The 18,653-nt window shown below is 50.0% G+C and carries 16 protein-coding genes and 1 tRNA gene; 9 read left to right on the plus strand and 8 right to left on the minus strand.

Annotated features, from left to right (window positions below):
- The first annotated feature begins 28 nt into the window (after window positions 1-28).
- Window positions 29-751 (plus strand): class I SAM-dependent methyltransferase, encoded by a 723-nt coding sequence (locus tag SBG_RS01255; RefSeq protein ID WP_000801228.1) that lies wholly within the window; start codon window positions 29-31, stop codon window positions 749-751.
- On the opposite strand, the gene rnhA is transcribed toward SBG_RS01255, so the two are convergent.
- A complete protein-coding gene (gene rnhA, locus SBG_RS01260) occupies window positions 748-1,215 on the minus strand; it encodes a ribonuclease HI (RefSeq protein ID WP_000917869.1) in 468 nt (155 codons plus the stop codon). The two genes, SBG_RS01255 and rnhA, sit on opposite strands and share 4 nt — an antisense overlap.
- Before the next feature lie 63 nt (window positions 1,216-1,278).
- On the opposite strand from rnhA, the gene dnaQ reads away from it, so the two are divergent.
- Both dnaQ and SBG_RS01270 read left to right on the plus strand, forming a co-directional pair.
- Window positions 1,279-2,010, plus strand: coding sequence for a DNA polymerase III subunit epsilon (gene dnaQ / locus SBG_RS01265; RefSeq protein WP_013991365.1), 732 nt, complete (start codon window positions 1,279-1,281; stop codon window positions 2,008-2,010).
- Between the two features lie 135 nt (window positions 2,011-2,145).
- Window positions 2,146-2,222 (plus strand) — tRNA-Asp (locus SBG_RS01270).
- Between the two features lie 446 nt (window positions 2,223-2,668).
- Here the strand turns inward: SBG_RS01270 and pagN are convergent.
- From pagN to fadE, 5 genes are all read right to left on the minus strand, one after another.
- A complete protein-coding gene (pagN, locus tag SBG_RS01275; RefSeq protein WP_000788130.1) occupies window positions 2,669-3,388 on the minus strand; it encodes an adhesin/invasin protein PagN in 720 nt (239 codons plus the stop codon).
- Between the two features lie 300 nt (window positions 3,389-3,688).
- The gene (locus SBG_RS01280; RefSeq protein WP_000672232.1) at window positions 3,689-6,268 is read right to left on the minus strand and encodes an autotransporter outer membrane beta-barrel domain-containing protein; all 2,580 of its coding nucleotides are present in this window, start codon (window positions 6,266-6,268) and stop codon (window positions 3,689-3,691) included.
- Window positions 6,269-6,510: 242 nt separating this feature from the next.
- Window positions 6,511-6,918: a Spy/CpxP family protein refolding chaperone gene (locus SBG_RS01285; protein WP_000788198.1), complete on the minus strand. Its 408-nt coding sequence runs from the start codon at window positions 6,916-6,918 to the stop codon at window positions 6,511-6,513.
- Window positions 6,919-7,089: 171 nt separating this feature from the next.
- Window positions 7,090-7,857 carry an amidohydrolase gene (locus SBG_RS01290; RefSeq protein WP_000015773.1) on the minus strand — a complete coding sequence of 256 codons (768 nt, stop codon included), beginning with the start codon at window positions 7,855-7,857 and terminating at the stop codon, window positions 7,090-7,092.
- Between the two features lie 106 nt (window positions 7,858-7,963).
- Window positions 7,964-10,408, minus strand: a complete 2,445-nt coding sequence (gene fadE / locus SBG_RS01295) for an acyl-CoA dehydrogenase FadE (RefSeq protein WP_000973057.1) — start codon at window positions 10,406-10,408, stop codon at window positions 7,964-7,966.
- 240 nt (window positions 10,409-10,648) lie between these two features.
- Between fadE and lpcA the strand changes: the two genes are divergently transcribed.
- Window positions 10,649-11,227 carry a D-sedoheptulose 7-phosphate isomerase gene (gene lpcA / locus SBG_RS01300; protein ID WP_000284051.1) on the plus strand — a complete coding sequence of 193 codons (579 nt, stop codon included), beginning with the start codon at window positions 10,649-10,651 and terminating at the stop codon, window positions 11,225-11,227.
- Window positions 11,228-11,348: 121 nt separating this feature from the next.
- Entirely contained in the window at window positions 11,349-12,116 is a 768-nt protein-coding gene (locus tag SBG_RS01305) for a class II glutamine amidotransferase (protein WP_000333382.1), read from the plus strand.
- On the opposite strand, the gene dpaA is transcribed toward SBG_RS01305, so the two are convergent.
- A complete protein-coding gene (gene dpaA / locus SBG_RS01310; RefSeq protein WP_001225653.1) occupies window positions 12,087-12,827 on the minus strand; it encodes a peptidoglycan meso-diaminopimelic acid protein amidase in 741 nt (246 codons plus the stop codon). The genes SBG_RS01305 and dpaA overlap by 30 nt on opposite strands.
- 248 nt (window positions 12,828-13,075) lie before the next feature.
- Between dpaA and dinB the strand changes: the two genes are divergently transcribed.
- On the plus strand, window positions 13,076-14,131 hold the full coding sequence (dinB, locus tag SBG_RS01315; protein ID WP_001226194.1) for a DNA polymerase IV: 1,056 nt from the start codon (window positions 13,076-13,078) through the stop codon (window positions 14,129-14,131).
- 183 nt (window positions 14,132-14,314) lie between these two features.
- On the opposite strand, the gene pepD is transcribed toward dinB, so the two are convergent.
- Window positions 14,315-15,772: a cytosol nonspecific dipeptidase gene (gene pepD, locus SBG_RS01320; protein ID WP_001292969.1), complete on the minus strand. Its 1,458-nt coding sequence runs from the start codon at window positions 15,770-15,772 to the stop codon at window positions 14,315-14,317.
- A 245-nt stretch (window positions 15,773-16,017) separates the two neighbouring features.
- Here pepD and gpt point away from each other — a divergent pair, with 245 nt between their 5' ends.
- The 3 genes from gpt (at window position 16,018) to crl (ending at window position 18,268) form a co-directional block, all read left to right on the plus strand.
- Complete coding sequence (gpt, locus tag SBG_RS01325; protein ID WP_001292018.1) at window positions 16,018-16,476, plus strand: xanthine phosphoribosyltransferase; 459 nt, start codon at window positions 16,018-16,020, stop codon at window positions 16,474-16,476.
- 88 nt (window positions 16,477-16,564) lie between these two features.
- Window positions 16,565-17,809 (plus strand): esterase FrsA, encoded by a 1,245-nt coding sequence (gene frsA / locus SBG_RS01330; protein WP_000189581.1) that lies wholly within the window; start codon window positions 16,565-16,567, stop codon window positions 17,807-17,809.
- A gap of 57 nt (window positions 17,810-17,866) precedes the next feature.
- Entirely contained in the window at window positions 17,867-18,268 is a 402-nt protein-coding gene (gene crl / locus SBG_RS01335) for a sigma factor-binding protein Crl (RefSeq protein ID WP_000174691.1), read from the plus strand.
- Window positions 18,269-18,653: the final 385 nt, after the last annotated feature.

Here is an 18,653-nt window from a genome sequence, read left to right on the forward strand (position 1 = left end):
CCTCTCAAATAATTAGCGGAAGGTTGTGATGAAACCGGCAAGACTCCCTCAAACTGTCGTTGCGCCCGGATGCTGGGGGGAGCTGCCCTGGGGCAATTACTATCGTGAGGCGCTGGAACAGCAGTTGAATCCGTGGTTTGCAAAAATGTATGGTTTCCATTTGCTTAAAATCGGTAATTTAAGCGCAGAAATCAATTGCGAAGCGTGTGCGGTCTCCCATCAAGTGAATGTTTCAGCCATGGGCTCGCCAATGCAGGTTCTGGCCGATCCGTTACATCTTCCGTTTGCGGATAAATCCGTCGATGTTTGTCTGCTGGCGCATACTTTGCCATGGAGTACCGACCCGCACCGCTTATTGCGCGAAGCTGACCGCGTGTTGATTGACGACGGTTGGCTGGTTATGAGCGGATTTAACCCCGTCAGTTTGATGGGCCTACGCAAACTGGTGCCCGTTTTACGTAAAATGCCGCCTTATAATAGTCGAATGTTTACACTCATGCGGCAACTGGACTGGCTGTCTTTACTCAATTTCGAAGTGCTGCACCATAGCCGCTTTCATGTTTTGCCCTGGAAAAAACAAGGGGGGCGGCTTTTAAATACACATATTCCTGCACTGGGCTGTTTGCAGCTTATTGTAGCCCGTAAGCGGACTATCCCGCTTACGCTCAATCCTCTTCGACATAGTAAAAGTAAACCCCCTATCCGCCAGACTGTTGGCGCCACCCGGCAATATCGCAAACCGGATAGCTAAGCCTCTGCCTGATAGCCTGTATCTTTCCGCGTGGGATTCATTGCTGCGGCGCGCGCCAGTTCATCGCAACGCTCGTTTTCCGGATGTCCCGCATGGCCTTTGACCCATACCCATTTGATTTGGTGCTGACCTAACGCCGCATCAAGACGTTGCCAAAGATCGACATTCTTTACAGGTTTCTTGTCAGCTGTTTTCCAGCCACGTTTTTTCCAGTTATGAATCCATTGGGTAATTCCCTGTCGCACATACTGGCTGTCGGTACTCAATATAACTTCACAATGTTCTTTCAACGCCTCAAGCGCGACGATCGCCGCCATCAACTCCATTCGGTTGTTGGTGGTCAGGGTGTAACCTTCACTAAATGTTTTTTCATGGCCGCGATAGCGTAAGATAGCGCCATAACCGCCAGGCCCTGGATTCCCCAGACAAGAGCCATCGGTGAAAATTTCTACCTGTTTAAGCATCTCTGGTAGACTTCCTGTAATTGAAATCGATAACAAAATGCAAGTCTGACATAAATGACCGATATGAGCACTGCAATTACACGACAGATTGTCCTCGATACCGAAACCACCGGTATGAACCAGATCGGCGCACACTATGAAGGCCACAAGATTATTGAGATCGGTGCGGTTGAGGTGATAAACCGTCGTCTGACCGGCAACAATTTTCATGTTTACCTTAAGCCGGATCGGCTTGTCGATCCGGAAGCTTTTGGCGTACACGGCATTGCCGATGAGTTTCTGCTGGATAAACCGGTTTTTGCTGATGTCGTGGATGAGTTTCTTGATTATATCCGCGGTGCGGAACTGGTCATCCATAACGCTTCGTTCGATATCGGCTTTATGGATTATGAATTTGCTCTGCTTAAACGTGATATTCCTAAAACCAGTACCTTCTGCAAGGTCACCGATAGCCTGGCGCTGGCGCGGAAAATGTTCCCCGGCAAACGTAACAGCCTGGATGCGCTTTGCTCGCGTTATGAGATAGATAACAGCAAACGTACTTTACACGGGGCATTACTCGATGCCCAGATTCTCGCCGATGTCTATCTGGCGATGACAGGCGGACAAACGTCTATGACATTTGCGATGGAAGGAGAAACGCAGCGGCAGCAAGGTGAAGAGACAATTCAACGTATCGTCCGCCAGGCGAGTCGGTTACGGGTCGTTTTTGCCTCTGATGAAGAGCTGGCTGCCCATGAATCGCGGCTTGATTTGGTACAGAAAAAAGGGGGAAGTTGCCTGTGGCGGGCGTAAGCTATCCCTTTTTATACGCTAAAAACCTTCCTTCAGGTGAATTTTGCAGCAACTGATTCAAAAGATGAGAAAAAGCGTTGACGAGCGCCACAGCAAACCGTAATATTCGCCTCGTCCCCAACGGGAATATAATACGGAGCGGTAGTTCAGTTGGTTAGAATACCTGCCTGTCACGCAGGGGGTCGCGGGTTCGAGTCCCGTCCGTTCCGCCAACTCATTCTTTAAACGCTATGCGTATCATTAATGAGTGAAGAAACCACAAGTTAAAAACGACTTGTGGTTTTTTTTTATGCGGGAATTTCCTTCATACCCGGCAGAAGGAAAAGAAAGACAATGGTGGCCTCCTTGTAAGAGGAAATTTGGGCTCACTCATTTTGAATTTTCTGCGACAAAACATTCATTTGCTTGTCTCGTCATCATTTCTTTGTGCCATCGTCATGGCAAACCAGTAAGGCAGAATAATAAACTGTCCTGGGTAATCTCTCCCGGGACCCGCCGGTCCGTGGTTAAGCGGGCACGTAGTAGTCGACACTACAGCGGCTTCACATAGTGTATATCTGACAGATAGTAGTGGTTTTCTGAAGGCGTAGCAGAGAAATTATCGATGTCCCCCTTGCGCCTTCGCAAATCACTGACTCCGCCATTTTACTAATATTGCTTAAAAAGCATAAGTGATGCCAATCATGAAATCGTTGGATGCGGCTTTCGTGTCTGTATAATAAGAGGTGTGTTCATCACCGGCATAATTATTTTTTGAAATTTTTACTTTGCCTGCATTAATGTATTTATAACTGGCATCAATGGCAATGTTATCGGTTACAGCATATTTTGCGCCGATACCTGCGCCCCAGGCAACGTTATTTTTTGAAGCGGAGAGAGTTTCGTTAATGTCATAGCCAACAGGGATAGTGTTGTTTTTTAGCTTCACGTGAGCGAGGCCAATACCTGCGCTGACATATGGCGTTAATGCAGTACTGTTATGGAAATCATAATAACCATTCACCATATATGTGGCCATCCGGACCTGGTTTTTTACGTTGATGTGTACCGATTCACCAAACGCAGTGATATCCTGCCCGCTTTTGGCATCGGTTTCCCCTCTAAAGGTTGTATCCAGTTCTAAACGTACCGGAAGCTGGTATTGATCATAGAAGTCATAACCGACAGCAACCCCGCCGCCAAAAAACCCTTTAGTACTGTCAGGTAACTTTTTGTGGCCATTGACTATTTCATCTGCACTAAAGGTCGAATTGATTCCATAGAGGTTTACTACCGATACCCCTGCTTTCCCGGTGATGTAGGCCCCCTCTTTTGCTGGTGCAGCAGCAGCATAGGTCGCCAGGAGGGAAATGATACAGACTGTGGAAAAGTTTTTCATTTCAGAACCTGCCTCAATATTGGGATAAAAGACAAGTTCCACGGTATAGGGGAGGATATAACGATTATATAAACGAAGAGAAAAAAATTGGTATATCAACGTTGGGTGATGGGTAATCTGAGCAAGGAATGAGATGAAACGTTTAAATAACAATACAATGCGCTATTTCTGGTCAAGGGAAGGCTGAATGATATAACTTAAAAGGGCGGCTGGATTGGTTGTCATCACCATATATGCCCTGAGGTATATCGTTGAACGCCATCAATCTGACGTAGCAGAGTGATGGCGGATAACGACGGCTCAAAATTGATATTTTGCACCGATATAAGCATTTACCTCGTTGTCAACATCGTGACCAAATTCGGTATTAACGCGGGTATTTGCGCTCCATCTTTCTGAAAACGTTACTTCCATTCCCAATCCGGCATTACCACCGTTAAGATTCTGGCCAGCAAAACGATAATCGTCGGTATGGAAATCGGTCTTTGTTCCAAATTGTCCAATGTAAGCCAGCTCAACATAAGGTTTCACTTCCACGTTATGTAACTGGTAGCTTACCCCTGCCTGCATACCAGCCCCGGCAAAGCCGCCATCTTGTTTACCGCTGCTAACATCGCTGTAGCCATCGTTATAACTATCGGTATGGGTATTGACATAACCCATGGTTAAATAAGGCCTCAGCCAGGTCTGACGGGTCGCGTTAACTTGCGCGCCGACGCGGCTCTGCACCAGCCAACTACGTCCATCGTAATCTCCGCCAGCGGAAAGGTGTCCGTCGCGTCCATTACTGCTATAAGACATATCGCCATAAGTGAATACCGTATCAGCGAACCAGCCCCAATGCGTCGTATCAGACAGCAACTGTTTCCAACTGGCATAGACGCTGTAGTAATTGCCGTCTATCTTATTGCGGCCATCCAGATGATGATTTAAATCCAGATCGTTGTGCAGATAGCCAAGCGCCAGGCCAACACCAATCACATTATCGCCACGAATTTGACGGGCAATATCGCTGCCGATCTGAAAGCCGGATATATCGTTGCTGTATTGTGTAATACCCGCTGTACGATCGCCGCTGGCGTAAATTCCCTGCAACCATAAATGGCTATTACGATCGGTTTTCGCGCTATCGAGCTGGTGGGTAATACCGTCCGCTATTCGGTGGATCATATCGTCACTGGCCAGTAAACCCGCCTGGGCGGCCTGAATATCCGCTGCAACGTTACTGGCATCCGGAACTGGCGCAGGCGGCGTTGGATCTGGTGGTGCCGGGTCTGGCGGTGTTGGCTCCGGTGGCGCCGGGTCTGGTGGTGTCGGATCGGGGGGAGTTGGATCTGGCGGCGTCGGAGCGTCAGTATAGAAGGTTACGCCCCAGGTTTGGCCTTCATCTGCCGTAGTGGTTTGCGAGCTTACATCCGTCGCCTGATATTTTACATCGTCCATAATGTAGGCACCGCTACGAATTGGCGCTAGTGTGCCTGTCGCAAGGCTGCTATTGACTTCGGCCTGCTCTTCATTATCCAGATAAAAATAGGAAACAACGCCCGTATCAATCAGTGAAGGCGCGAGATAATTCACATTGAAATTTACCGTATCATAGCCGGTAATTTGCATGGCGCTATCCAGTGATTCACCGCCAATGATTGCGCCATCATTGACATTGATTGTCAGGTTTTCATTAATATCTTTGTCATTTGAATCAATATTACCGCGATACGTTGTGTTGCTCAGATTTAACGTCATATTGGTTCCGGCATCGCTAATATCTGCTTCAGAGTAACTGCTGGCTTCTATATTGCCATTTAATGTTGCATCATCAATGTTCAGAATCATATCGCTGCCGACAAGCCGGACTTTACCATTGACTGTCGTGCCATTGCTCAATGATATTTCTGCATTACCGTCGCCCTGCGACTGAGCCGTAATATTGCCATTGATCTGGCTATTATTGACGGATAATGACGCGGTTCCCTGGCCGATGGTCTTACGGGACGATTGCGCTAGCAGCATATAATTGACATCGTCGGCAGTGGCTTCGGTGCCAATTTGACTATTATTAATCTGAATCTGTGCATCACTACCTTCCGAATAGGCCATAATGCCGTTCTGCACGGTAGAATCGTTAACCATTACATTCGCTTTGCCGCCATTATCGGTATATACCTGAACGTCCTGACTATGAGCTGGTGTGGAATCCGCATTTAAGCCGATAGCGCTGTTATCTATTTCAACGCTTGCGCCGCCGCTGCCGGCGTCGGCATAAACCACGCTGGCGTTCGAATTACTGGTATCCGTAGCGGTAATGGTACTGTTCTTTATGACAATGGTATCTTGTGCGTCTTTTCCCTCGGCCATCGCACGTATGCCCTGGTCAATGTCTGAATGATCCACGGTCGTGGCCGCGTCCAGAGCAGCGTCGACATCCAGCCGACCCGTGAGGACAGAGTCAGAAACGTTAGCTGTAGCGTTGCCATAGTTGGATTTCAGCCATAAGGCGTCGGCTTGCAAGGCGCCTGTTGACCCTAAATGACTACGCGTAACATTTGCCGTGATATCGCCGCTGCCGCTGAGTTCAACTGCGCCGCCTTCGGTAGTCAGGTTAGTGGCGGTAAAATTAACAGTACTTCTGGATGAGTCAGCAATAAGCGTCTGATAATACGATCCGCCCGTATTGATATCACTATCTGTGACGGTCATATCAATACTGCCGTCAGTATAATAAGAGTAGTAATCGTCAGTAATATTTATGCCAGAAATATTAACAACCTGATCACCTTTCGTGCTGATATGATTACTGGCATCGGCATAGGCATTATAACTATAAAGCGAATAGGCTATAGCCAGACTAATGCTGGACAGTTTCGCTGTTCTAAATTTCATGGGTAACTGGCCCGTTATAAGAGGGAATGAAAATAAAATTTATTAATATTAATTTGATGTATTTTAAATGCGCGGTGATATTTGCAGAAATGCTTTTTCTGTCCAAAAAAAGATTTTATAAATAATGCTTTCGTTATCAGTGGGTTATTCGTTGAGGGAAATGCCGTCAGAAAAAATGTAGATAAATTTATACCTGTTCCGGGATAAAGCCCGTTATTCGTAAATAACGGGCACTAAAATACTTACTCAAGCGCCTGGGTGAGATCCTGCTGTACCTGTTGACGCTGCTCTGGAGTCAAGACTTTGCTTAAATCGAAATAATATTTGACCCGATAATAGCGGGCCTGTTGTTCTACGTTGCTGAAAGCCGCAAGCTGCTGTTTCACTGCGGCGTCATCCCATTTTCCAGATTTAATTACCTCAATCAGCGCGCCATCTTTAATTCCCTTCATAGAAATCTGGCTGACGTTGGTTTCCAGTTGTTGGTGAAGTTTTTTGATCTGCGCAATCTGATCGTTGGTCAGTTTCAGGTGCTGTACAATCGGATCCTGAGCGGGTAGGGGCGGGTTAGGAACTGCGGTGGCGAAAGCGCCAAAAGAAATGCCCGCCAGAGTGGCTGCCAGTAAAGATGTGCGTACAAAATTTTTCATGGAGATATCCTGATAAAGGAATGATTAGCCGTCTTTATCACCCGCGAACGGCGAGTGATTATCTGAGTCAGAATACGACGCCAGTCCCATTGCGCCACGCGAATTTGTTTTACGGAGGGTTACGGAGTGAAACAATCCCGCGACAGGAGGCGTCGTCCCACAGCAAGGTTGTTACAAGGTGAATGGATCAGCATCGCGCCACGCTGGAAATTTTTCGCGATAGTCCTGCAATGCGGCAAGAGAAAGATCGGCATCGATGCGTGTCGCCTGGTGCGGATCGGCGGTAGCGATAATATCGCCCTGGGGATTAATCACCCGACTGTCACCGCGATAATGAAATCCGTTGCCATCAGTACCAACCCGGTTACAACCTGCGACATACGCCTGGTTTTCTATAGCGCGAGCCGTCAGTAAGGTTTGCCAGTGTAGCGAGCGCGGCGCGGGCCAGTTCGCTACGTATAGCGCCAGATCGTAATCATTACGGTTGCGTGACCATACCGGAAAGCGCAGATCGTAACAGATCAGTGGCAGGATACGCCAACCACGCCACTGTACGATGACGCGTTCGTCGCCTGCGGTATAATGCTGATGTTCATCCGCCATACGAAATAGATGGCGTTTATCAGAGAAATGGACCTTGCCTTCCGGTTCAACAAGTAAGAAGCGGTTTACGGCCCCGCGCTCGGTCTGTAGCGCCGCGCTGCTGGCAATCAGAGCGTCAGTTTGTCGGGCTTTGGCCTGCATCCACGCAATCACACTCGCTTGTGAAAGCGAGTTATTAGCGGCCTCCATCGCAAAGCCAGTGGTGAACATTTCAGGCAGAACAATCACATCCCGGCCAGACACGAGCTCCAGCTGTCTGTCAAAATGACGCAGATTCGCCGGGCCGTCCATCCAGACTAAAGGGTGTTGCAGCAGAGTAATTTTCAAACCAGACACGATCGGAGCTCCTCATAGAACAGCGTTTCTACACTGTAGCATGAGCAATGATAAAAAAGCGGCAAGAAAAAGCCCCGCAAAAGCGGGGCCGGGAAGGGGGGACTGATTATGCGGCTTCGACTTTACGTACTTTCTCCGGCAACTTTACCGGTGTAGTCGCCAGCGCTTCAGGCTCAAAATCATCAACGTTAATACTACGCAGACGGCTTTCTTCCGCTTTTACCAGAATGGCGGCTTCATCCTTATCGATAAGTCCCTTCGCCAGAGCATTACGCGCCAGTTCATCCAGACGGGTAAATGGCAGATTTTTACCCAACTCTTTGCAGATACGCTGGTGGATAGGATCGGCGGCGATGACGTCACGCAGCGCTTCCTCCAGTAAACCGACCGGATTATGTTCGGTTGGCGTCAGATACTGACCACGCCCAATGCGTGAGCGTGTGGCGTTTGGCATCTGCAGGATTTTCGCAACGGCATGATCCAACTTATCTGATGGGGCCAGATAATGACGGCCAGTCGGGAAGATCATCGCGGTGAGCAACCCGGCGACGACGCGATTCGGGAAGTTTTGCAGTAAATCGTCCATCGCCTGTTCGGCACGGTACAATGCATCCTGTACACCCCAGTGAACCAGCGGCAGATCGGCTTCGTGGCGACCTTCATCGTCGTAACGCTTCAGTACGGCTGAGGCCAGATAAAGCTGACTCAAGACATCGCCCAGACGTGCGGAGATACGTTCGCGACGCTTCAGGCTACCGCCCAGTACCGCCATTGATACATCGGACAGCAGAGCCAGATTCGCGCTCAGCCGGTTCAGATGCTGATAATAACGCTTAGTGGCATCGCCGGTGGGCGTATGGCTCGTTAAACCACGGGTCAGACCAAGCCAGAAGCTGCGAACCGTATTGCTGCCGACATGACCAATATGTTTAAACAGCAGCTTATCGAATGCGTTCACGTCGTTATTCTGCGCTGCGGTCATCTCTTCCAGTACATAAGGATGGCAGCGAATAGCGCCCTGACCAAAGATCATCATGCTGCGGGTCAGAATATTGGCGCCTTCAACGGTAATTGCGATAGGTGCCCCCTGGTAAGCGCGCGCCAGGAAGTTACTCTCGCCCAGCATAATGCCTTTACCGCCTGTGATATCCATCGCGTCAATAATCGATTGCTGACCGCGGTGAGTGCAGTGATACTTGACGATAGCCGACAGTACCGCTGGTTTTTCCCCCAGCATAATGCCGTAGGTGATCAGCGATGCAGCGGCATCCATCACATAAGCGTTGCCCGCAATGCGCGCCAGCGGTTCTTCAATACCTTCCATCTTGCCGATGGAAATTTTGAACTGGCGACGAATGTGAGCATAAGCACCGGTTGCCAGCGCGACGGATTTCACGCTGCCGGTAGAGTTGGACGGCAGGGTAATACCGCGTCCTACTGACAGACATTCCACCAGCATACGCCAGCCCTGTCCGGCCATTTTTGGACCGCCGATAATATAATCAATAGGCACGAAAATATCGTTACCACGGGTGGGACCATTCTGGAATGGAACGTTGAGCGGGAAGTGACGACGGCCAATTTCCACTCCGGGTGTTGATGTGGGGATTAAGGCACAGGTAATACCCAGTTCTTCTTCCCCGCCTAACAATTTATCCGGATCGGAGAGCTTAAACGCCAGCCCTAACACGGTGGCGATGGGGGCCAGCGTAATATAACGCTTGTTCCAGGTTAGACGCATACCCAGTACCTGCTGCCCCTGCCAGTCGCCCATGCAGACGACGCCGGTATCCGGAATCGCTCCCGCATCAGAACCCGCTTCCGGGCTGGTCAACGCGAAACAAGGGATCTCCTGGCCGCGCGCCAGACGCGGCAGATAGTAATTCTTCTGTTCTTCCGTACCATAATGCTGCAACAATTCGCCCGGACCGAGTGAGTTAGGGACGCCGACGGTAATCGCCAGAATCCCGGAGACGCCGGAAAGTTTTTGCAGTACGCGGGATTGCGCATAAGCAGAGAACTCCAGCCCGCCGTACTCTTTTTTAATGATCATCGCGAAGAAACGATGCTCTTTCAGGTAAGCCCACAGTTCCGGCGGCAGATCCGCCAGTTCATGGGTAATCTGAAAGTCGTTCGCCATCCGGCACGCTTCTTCTACCGGGCCGTCGAGAAACGCCTGTTCTTCTGCGGTCAGGCGCGGTTGAGGATAGTTGTGCAATTTTTTCCAGTCAGGTTTGCCCTGGAAAAGATCGCCTTCCCACCAGGTCGTACCGGCATCAATCGCTTCTTTCTCGGTACGCGACATTGGCGGCATGACCTTACGGAAGCCGCGAAACACTGGCGCGGAAATCATCGATTTACGCATCGGCGTGACGTTAAACGGTACGAGGATAATGGCCAGAGGAACCAGCAGCCAGATGGACCACAGGCCAGCGACGCCAAGCGCAGCGGTCCAGGCGAGCAGAATCAGGCTGCTGAGAAATAAGCTCACGCGGTGATAGAACAATGCGCCGAGCAGAATAATAGTCGCGAGAATACTCAAAATCATCATAACGAAAAGCTCCCTTGCTTGTAGGAGGTCTGACCACTTGTGATGATTAAGGTTGTAGTGGATGTAAATTCTTTTAGCAATGTGTTTACAAAATAATTACAACAAAGCTCACATTGTTGCCGTTTTTAGTGGCACGAAAAATCAAAAGCGCGAGGCGTTATTACGGCTTATGCTTCTCGGGTGTACTGCTATCCGGTACACTGCATTCTGTCATTTACATTCATGCTGAAGGATATCCTCATGTACCAGGATCTTATTCGTAACGAACTGAACGAAGCGGCGGAAACGCTGGCTAATTTTTTAAAAGATGATGCCAATATTCACGCCATTCAGCGCGCGGCGGTCCTGCTGGCAGACAGTTTTAAAGCGGGTGGTAAGGTACTTTCTTGTGGTAACGGCGGTTCTCACTGCGATGCGATGCACTTTGCTGAAGAACTGACAGGCCGCTACCGTGAAAATCGTCCGGGTTATCCGGCGATTGCGATTTCTGATGTTAGCCATATTTCCTGCGTCAGTAATGATTTCGGTTATGACTATATTTTCTCCCGTTACGTTGAGGCGGTAGGGCGCGAGGGTGATGTCCTGCTGGGCATCTCTACCTCCGGGAACTCCGGGAATGTGATTAAAGCGATTGCCGCAGCCCGTGAAAAAGGCATGAAAGTGATTACATTGACGGGCAAGGATGGCGGCAAAATGGCGGGTACGGCGGATATTGAAATTCGCGTGCCGCATTTTGGATATGCCGATCGTATTCAGGAAATCCACATCAAAGTAATTCATATCCTGATTCAACTGATCGAAAAAGAGATGGTTAAATAAGCGGATATTTTTTTCCGTACTCTGCCGGATGGTGATGTCGAGCGTCTTATTCGGCCTGGATGCGCGCAGGGCTTAATACTGTGCGCCATCTGACGATGAATCGTTTTAAGGCAGGTGATGTATGTGCGAATTGCTTGGGATGAGCGCTAATGTGCCAACGGATATCTGCTTTAGCTTCACCGGGCTGGTGCAGCGTGGCGGTGGAACCGGACCGCATAAGGATGGCTGGGGAATTACCTTTTACGAAGGAAAGGGCTGTCGCACGTTCAAAGATCCGCAACCCAGCTATCATTCGCCGATTGCTAAACTGGTACAAGATTACCCGATTAAATCTTGCTCGGTTATCGCGCATATCCGCCAGGCCAATCGGGGCGAAGTGGCGCTGGAAAATACGCATCCTTTTACTCGTGAGTTATGGGGACGAAACTGGACTTATGCCCATAACGGCCAACTGACAGGCTATAAAACGCTGGAAACCGGTAACTTTCGCCCGGTGGGCGAAACTGACAGTGAAAAAGCCTTTTGCTGGCTCTTGTATAAATTAACCCAACGTTACCCCCGTACGCCGGGCAACATGACGGCGGTATTTAAATACATTGCGACGTTAGCGACGGCATTACGCGAGAAGGGCGTTTTCAATATGCTGCTGTCAGATGGGCGGTATGTGATGGCGTTTTGCTCGACGCATCTGCACTGGATCACTCGCCGGGCGCCGTTTGGTGTGGCCACGCTGGTGGATCAGGATATGGAAATCGATTTCAGTTCACAAACCACGCCCAATGACGTGGTTACCGTGATTGCTACCCAACCGCTGACGGGGAATGAAACCTGGCAAAAGATTATGCCAGGCGAATGGGCATTATTTTGTCTCGGAGAGCGTGTAATTTGAGGCCAGTTGCGGTTGAACCACTTCGTGACTCAACGGCTTGCTTACGACGTAGCGCCCATCAACAATAGAAACGATCGGCGGCTTATGCGTCTGCTCAAAGTAATCGTAACCGGGTTTTAGCTGCGCCCAGAAGTCTTTGTAATAAGAGTATTTATGGCGCTGCATATTGGCGTCAGTCATCCGGAACGGATAAATACTCACCTGCACGCTCGGTTGGCCAAAGACCAACGCGGCGGTGACAAACTGAAAAATCTCATCAATGCCGCTGTCGGTCATGGCATAGCAGCCGACGGAAACACAGGCGCCATGAATCATCAGGTATTTACCATCGTAGCCATGCGCGCGATCATAGGCATTGGGAAAACCGATGTTAATGGCCTTATAAAAACGGCTGTCTGGCTTGAGCTGGTTGCGCTGAACGTTATAGAACCCTTCCGGGCTTTTAAAATCGCCCTGGCGGCGCTTCGGGCCTAACCCGCCGGAATAGTTACAAATTTTGTAGCTATCCAGTAACTGATATTGCTCGCCCATTTTGACGTAGAGATCAAGGGTACGCTCTTCTTTAAAAATCTGAATATAGACCGGCGAGCCCATTAACTGCTGCTTATACTCTTTACTGACCGGCGTGACGGGGCTGCTGCTGCTCAGCAAACCGGCAAATGAGAAGCACGGTATCAGAAGCATCGCAAGAAAAAATGCGATTTTACGCATACTGCTTGTTCCTTGATAAAACGGTTACACACGCCAGAACGGCAAAAGAGTTCCCAAATCGGAGTAATCTGGATTTGGAGCGCTCACATTAGCACCACAGCAGTTTTTCGCAAGTCCCCGTTTGTACGTTTACAATTTTCTCGTCTTTTCGCGTTATCCTGTTATCGAATTCGCCGTTTTTTAAACCAGTGTCTCTTTGCGCACAATAAAGCATACTGTATACTTAAACAGTGTTGCGAGGGCGAACGATGCGCAAAATCATACATGTGGATATGGATTGTTTTTTTGCGGCGGTTGAAATGCGCGATAACCCGGCGTTACGCGATATTCCCATTGCCATTGGTGGGAGCCGCGAACGTAGAGGTGTTATCAGTACCGCTAACTATCCTGCGCGTCTGTTTGGCGTACGTAGCGCGATGCCGACGGGTATGGCGCTAAAGCTTTGCCCCCATCTCACTTTATTGCCGGGTCGTTTTGACGCGTATAAAGAGGCCTCGCAGCATGTTCGTGACATCTTTTCCCGCTACACATCACTGATTGAACCGCTCTCGCTGGATGAAGCCTGGCTGGATGTCACTGACAGCCCACACTGTTATGGCTCCGCGACGCTAATCGCCAGGGAGATTCGCCAGACCATTTTCAATGAATTACAACTCACCGCTTCCGCTGGTGTTGCGCCGGTAAAATTTCTGGCGAAGATAGCCTCTGATCTGAATAAACCTAACGGGCAATATGTGATTACGCCTGACGATGTTCCCGATTTTCTTAAAACGTTGCCGCTGGTAAAAATTCCAGGCGTGGGGAAAGTTTCCGCCGCCAAACTGGAAAGTATGGGACTAAGAACCTGTGGGGATATTCAACAATGCGACCTGGCGATGCTCCTTAAGCGCTTCGGTAAGTTTGGCCGGATACTATGGGAACGTAGCCAGGGTATTGACGAACGTGATGTTAACAGTGAAAGACTACGTAAATCGGTGGGCGTTGAGCGCACTCTGGCGGAGGATATTCATAAATGGTCAGACTGTGAGTCCATTATTGAACATCTGTATCCGGAGCTGGAACGACGTCTGGCCATGGTGAAGCCCGATTTACTCATTGCGCGACAGGGCGTGAAATTAAAATTTAATGATTTTCAGCAGACCACCCAGGAACATGTCTGGCCGCAATTAAATAAAGACGATTTAATTTCTACTGCCCGTAATACCTGGGACGAGCGTCGTGGCGAGCGCGGCGTGCGGCTGGTAGGGTTACACGTGACGCTGCTTGATCCACAAATAGAAAGGCAACTTTTGTTAGGAATTTAACCCCATTGATTCGCGCCGATCATAACAGTGGCTTTCCCGCACTGGCGGACAACGATATCAGTTGCGCCATGCCCTGTTAACAAACGGATATTTAGGGTGGAAACGTAAAAGCATTGAACCCGGCATATGTTTATAGCCGGGTTCAATTAAACAATTCGCGCCTTTTCTGTGGCGCGGCTATGATTATTTCTGCGGAATCGCTTTTAGCAGTTCGGTCAGCAACGTCCAATAGTGGCCGACGCTTTCGATGTGCACCTGTTCGTCCGGAGAGTGGGGCCCGGTGATGGTTGGCCCAATAGAGACCATGTCCATATCCGGATAGGGTTTCTTAAACAAGCCGCATTCCAGACCCGCATGGATAATCTGGATATTCGGCGTTTTGTTAAACAGACGCTGATAGGTCTCCCGCACCAGATGCATCACCGGTGAGTTTGCATCCGGCTGCCAGCCAGGATAACTGCCTTTCGCTTCGGTTTTCGCGCCTGCCAGTTTGCCCAGTGAATCAAGCATACTCACTACGTAATCTTTACCACTATCGATAAGAGAGCGAATCAGGCAGTGAATTTCGACATTAGCATCAGACATGGTGACCACGCCGACGTTCAACGACGTTTCCACCACGCCTTTCGCCACGTCTGAATTGCGGATTACGCCGTTTGGCGTAGCGTTCAGCAGGCGAATAAAGGTATCGCGTGACTGAGCGGTTAATGCCGCTTTATCATTACCGACGTCACCGAGTTGCAGTGTCAGATTTTTCTCTTTTTCCGCCAGTTCGTTTTTCAGGATCTCCTGATAAGTCTTCACCAGCGCTTTCAGTGTTTCGGTTTTATCTGCCGCCACGGCAACAGTAGCAAAAGCTTCGCGCGGAATTGCGTTACGCAGTGTGCCGCCGTTGAAATCAATCAGACGCAGATCCAGTTCTTCTGCGTGCCCGGCAAGAAAACGCGCCAGTAGTTTGTTGGCGTTACCCAGACCGAGATGGATCTCACCGCCGGAATGGCCGCCTTTCAGGCCTTTCAGGGTCAGCTTAAAGCTCACAAATCCTGCAGGTACGGCTTCACGGGTTAACGCCAGGTTAGAGGTAAAATCGATACCGCCTGCGCAGCCCATATAGATCTCACCTTCTTCTTCAGAGTCGGTGTTGATCAGGATGTCGGCCTGCAACCAGCCGGACTGAAGGCCGAACGCGCCATCCATCCCGGCTTCTTCTGTCATCGTCAGCAGCACTTCCAGCGGGCCGTGTACGACACTGTCGTCAGCCAGTACCGCCAATGCGGAGGCCATCCCAATACCGTTGTCCGCGCCGAGCGTTGTACCTCGTGCTTTAACCCAGTCGCCATCAATATAAGGCTGGATAGGATCTTTAGTGAAGTCGTGAACGGTGTCATTATTTTTCTGCGGCACCATATCCAGATGCGCTTGTAAAACGACGGGTTTGCGGTTTTCCATACCTGCGGTAGCGGGTTTACGGATTAGGATATTACCCACCTGGTCGCGCTCTACATGCAGACCTTTCTCGTTAGCCCAACCCACGATATGTTCAGCGAGTTGTTCTTCATGATAGGAGGGATGAGGAATAGAACAGATTTTGGCAAAAATATCCCACAAAGGTTGTGGTGATAACTGAGACAGTTCAGACACGATAAGTCTCCTTGACGGTGTCCTGAAAAACATTCTTACAGGCCACAGGGTTAGCGGAATTGTTAACTCTTACGAGATGCGGTTGAGAATACCACTTTCTCTGCCTGCGGCTAGTATAAAGCGTGCAAAAAGAGGCGTGGGTTCTGCTAAACACTGGTTTTTAGTGCGTCAGGTCTCTATAATCTCGCGCAATCTGGTTCACCCTCAATTTTTAAGCCGTAGATAAACAGGCTGGGACACTTCACATGAGCGAAAAATACGTCGTCACCTGGGACATGTTGCAGATTCACGCACGCAAACTGGCGAGCCGCCTGATGCCTTCAGAACAATGGAAAGGCATTATTGCCGTAAGTCGTGGTGGCCTTGTACCGGGCGCATTACTGGCGCGTGAATTGGGCATTCGTCATGTCGATACCGTATGCATCTCCAGCTACGATCATGACAATCAGCGCGAGCTGAAAGTGCTGAAACGCGCAGAAGGTGACGGCGAAGGCTTTATCGTCATCGACGATCTGGTCGATACCGGCGGCACCGCAGTGGCGATTCGCGAAATGTATCCTAAAGCGCATTTCGTCACGATTTTCGCTAAACCGGCTGGCCGTCCACTGGTTGATGATTATGTTATTGATATTCCTCAGAACACCTGGATAGAACAGCCCTGGGATATGGGCGTGGTATTTGTACCGCCGATTTCAGGTCGTTAATCAGAACCTTTTCACAGCGCCCGGCAATGCCGGGCGCTGTTTTATTGGTTACAATAAGCCTCAATGAGTATCCAAGGAGGCTGCACGAATGACACAGGCTAACCTCAGCGAAACCCTGTTCAAACCCCGCTTTAAACATACTGAAACGTCCACCATCGTCCGCCGGTTCAATCGTGGGTCGCAGCCGCCCATGCAATCCGCGTTGGACGGTAAAAACGTCCCGCACTGGTATCGTATGATCAACCGCCTGATGTGGATCTGGCGTGGCGTTGACCCGCGAGAAATCCTGGATGTGCAGGCGCGCATTGTGATGAGCGACGCGGAGCGAACGGATGATGATTTATACGATACGGTCATCGGCTACCGGGGGGGGAACTGGATTTATGAATGGGCAAAGCAGGCGATGGACTGGCAGCAGAAAGCCAGCCAGGAACAGGACGCTATGCGCAGCGGACGCTACTGGCTTCATGCCTCAACGCTCTATAACATTGCCGCCTACCCCCATTTGAAGGGCGATGAGCTGGCGGAGCAGGCGCAGGCGCTGGCGAATCGCGCCTATGAAGAGGCCGCGCAGCGGTTGCCTGGCACGTTGCGTGAAATGGAATTTGCCGTTCCTGGCGGTTCGCCTGTCACCGCGTTTTTACATATGCCGAAAGGGGATGGTCCGTTTCCGACGGTGCTCATGTGCGGCGGTCTGGACGCCATGCAAACCGACTATTACACCCTGTATGAACGCTATTTCGCGCCGCGCGGTATCGCGATGTTAACGCTTGATATGCCTTCGGTCGGATTTTCATCAAAATGGAAACTGACCCAGGAGTCCAGTTTGCTCCACCAGCATGTTTTAAAAGCGCTGCCCAATGTCCCCTGGATAGACCATACCCGCGTGGCGGCGTTTGGCTTTCGCTTTGGCGCCAATGTTGCGGTGCGTCTGGCCTATCTGGAAGCGCCGCGTTTGAAAGCGGTGGCTTGCCTGGGACCGGTGGTTCATGCGCTACTTAGCGATCCGCAACGACAGAGCACGGTGCCGGAGATGTATCTGGATGTGCTGGCCAGCCGTCTGGGTATGCATGATGCTTCGGATGAGGCGCTGCGTGTGGAGCTCAATCGCTATTCGTTGAAAGTACAGGGGCTACTGGGCAGACGTTGTCCTACGCCAATGCTTTCCGGCTTCTGGAAAAACGATCCTTTCAGCCCGGAAGAAGAGTCTCGCTTAATTACAACATCATCTTCAGACGGTAAGCTGATAGAGATCCCTTTTAACCCGGTGTACCGCAATTTTGACCACGCGCTGCAAGAAATTACCGACTGGATTAATCATAGATTGTGTTAATAGATTGATAAATTCCATTGATTTGGTAAAACAGTTGCTTCATTAAAGGAGATCGCAATGACGTTACCGAGTGGACACCCGAAAAGTAGATTGATCAAAAAATTTACCGCACTAGGCCCCTATATCCGGGAAGGGCAGTGTGAAGACAATCGTTTTTTTTTCGATTGCCTGGCAGTTTGCGTCAACGTGAAGCCAGCGCCTGAAAAGCGTGAGTTTTGGGGGTGGTGGATGGAGCTGGAAGCTCAGGAGAAGCGCTTTACTTATCGTTATCAATTTGGTCTGTTTGACAAAGAAGGTGACTGGAAGGCAGTGCCGATTAAAGAAACCGAAGTGGTAGAGCGGCTGGAGTATACCCTGCGCGAGTTTCATGAAAAGTTGCGCGACCTGCTGCTTTCTATGGAACTGGCGCTGGAGCCGTCTGAGGATTTTAACGATGAGCCGGTAAAACTGTCGGCATAGTCGTCCTACCTTGCCTGATGGCGTTACGCTTATCAGGCCTACACCAACACATTGTTGATTGGCCGGATAAGGCGTTTACGCCGCCATCCGGCACAACATGGCTAACCCATGCTTCAGTGTTATCGCCGCGTATCGCGGCGTTATAGACTTTATCCCTGAAGGTGAGCGGGAGAGAGATTGGCGGACTGATGACAAAATGGCTGCCGCCAAATTCATTTCCTTTCTGTTTTCAGTGCGTGCGGCCTGCAATAGAATATTAATGACAACATGAAATAGTTTTTAAGGGTTGCAGTCACAACGTTGCCAATGTTCGTTGCTACACTTGCTGATCCCGCGCAACAAAATTTCACGCTATGCACACAGGTTGTTGGCAACCGGAGCCAGT

It is taken from the genome of Salmonella bongori NCTC 12419 (assembly GCF_000252995.1).
Classification (GTDB): Bacteria; Pseudomonadota; Gammaproteobacteria; order Enterobacterales; family Enterobacteriaceae; genus Salmonella; species Salmonella bongori.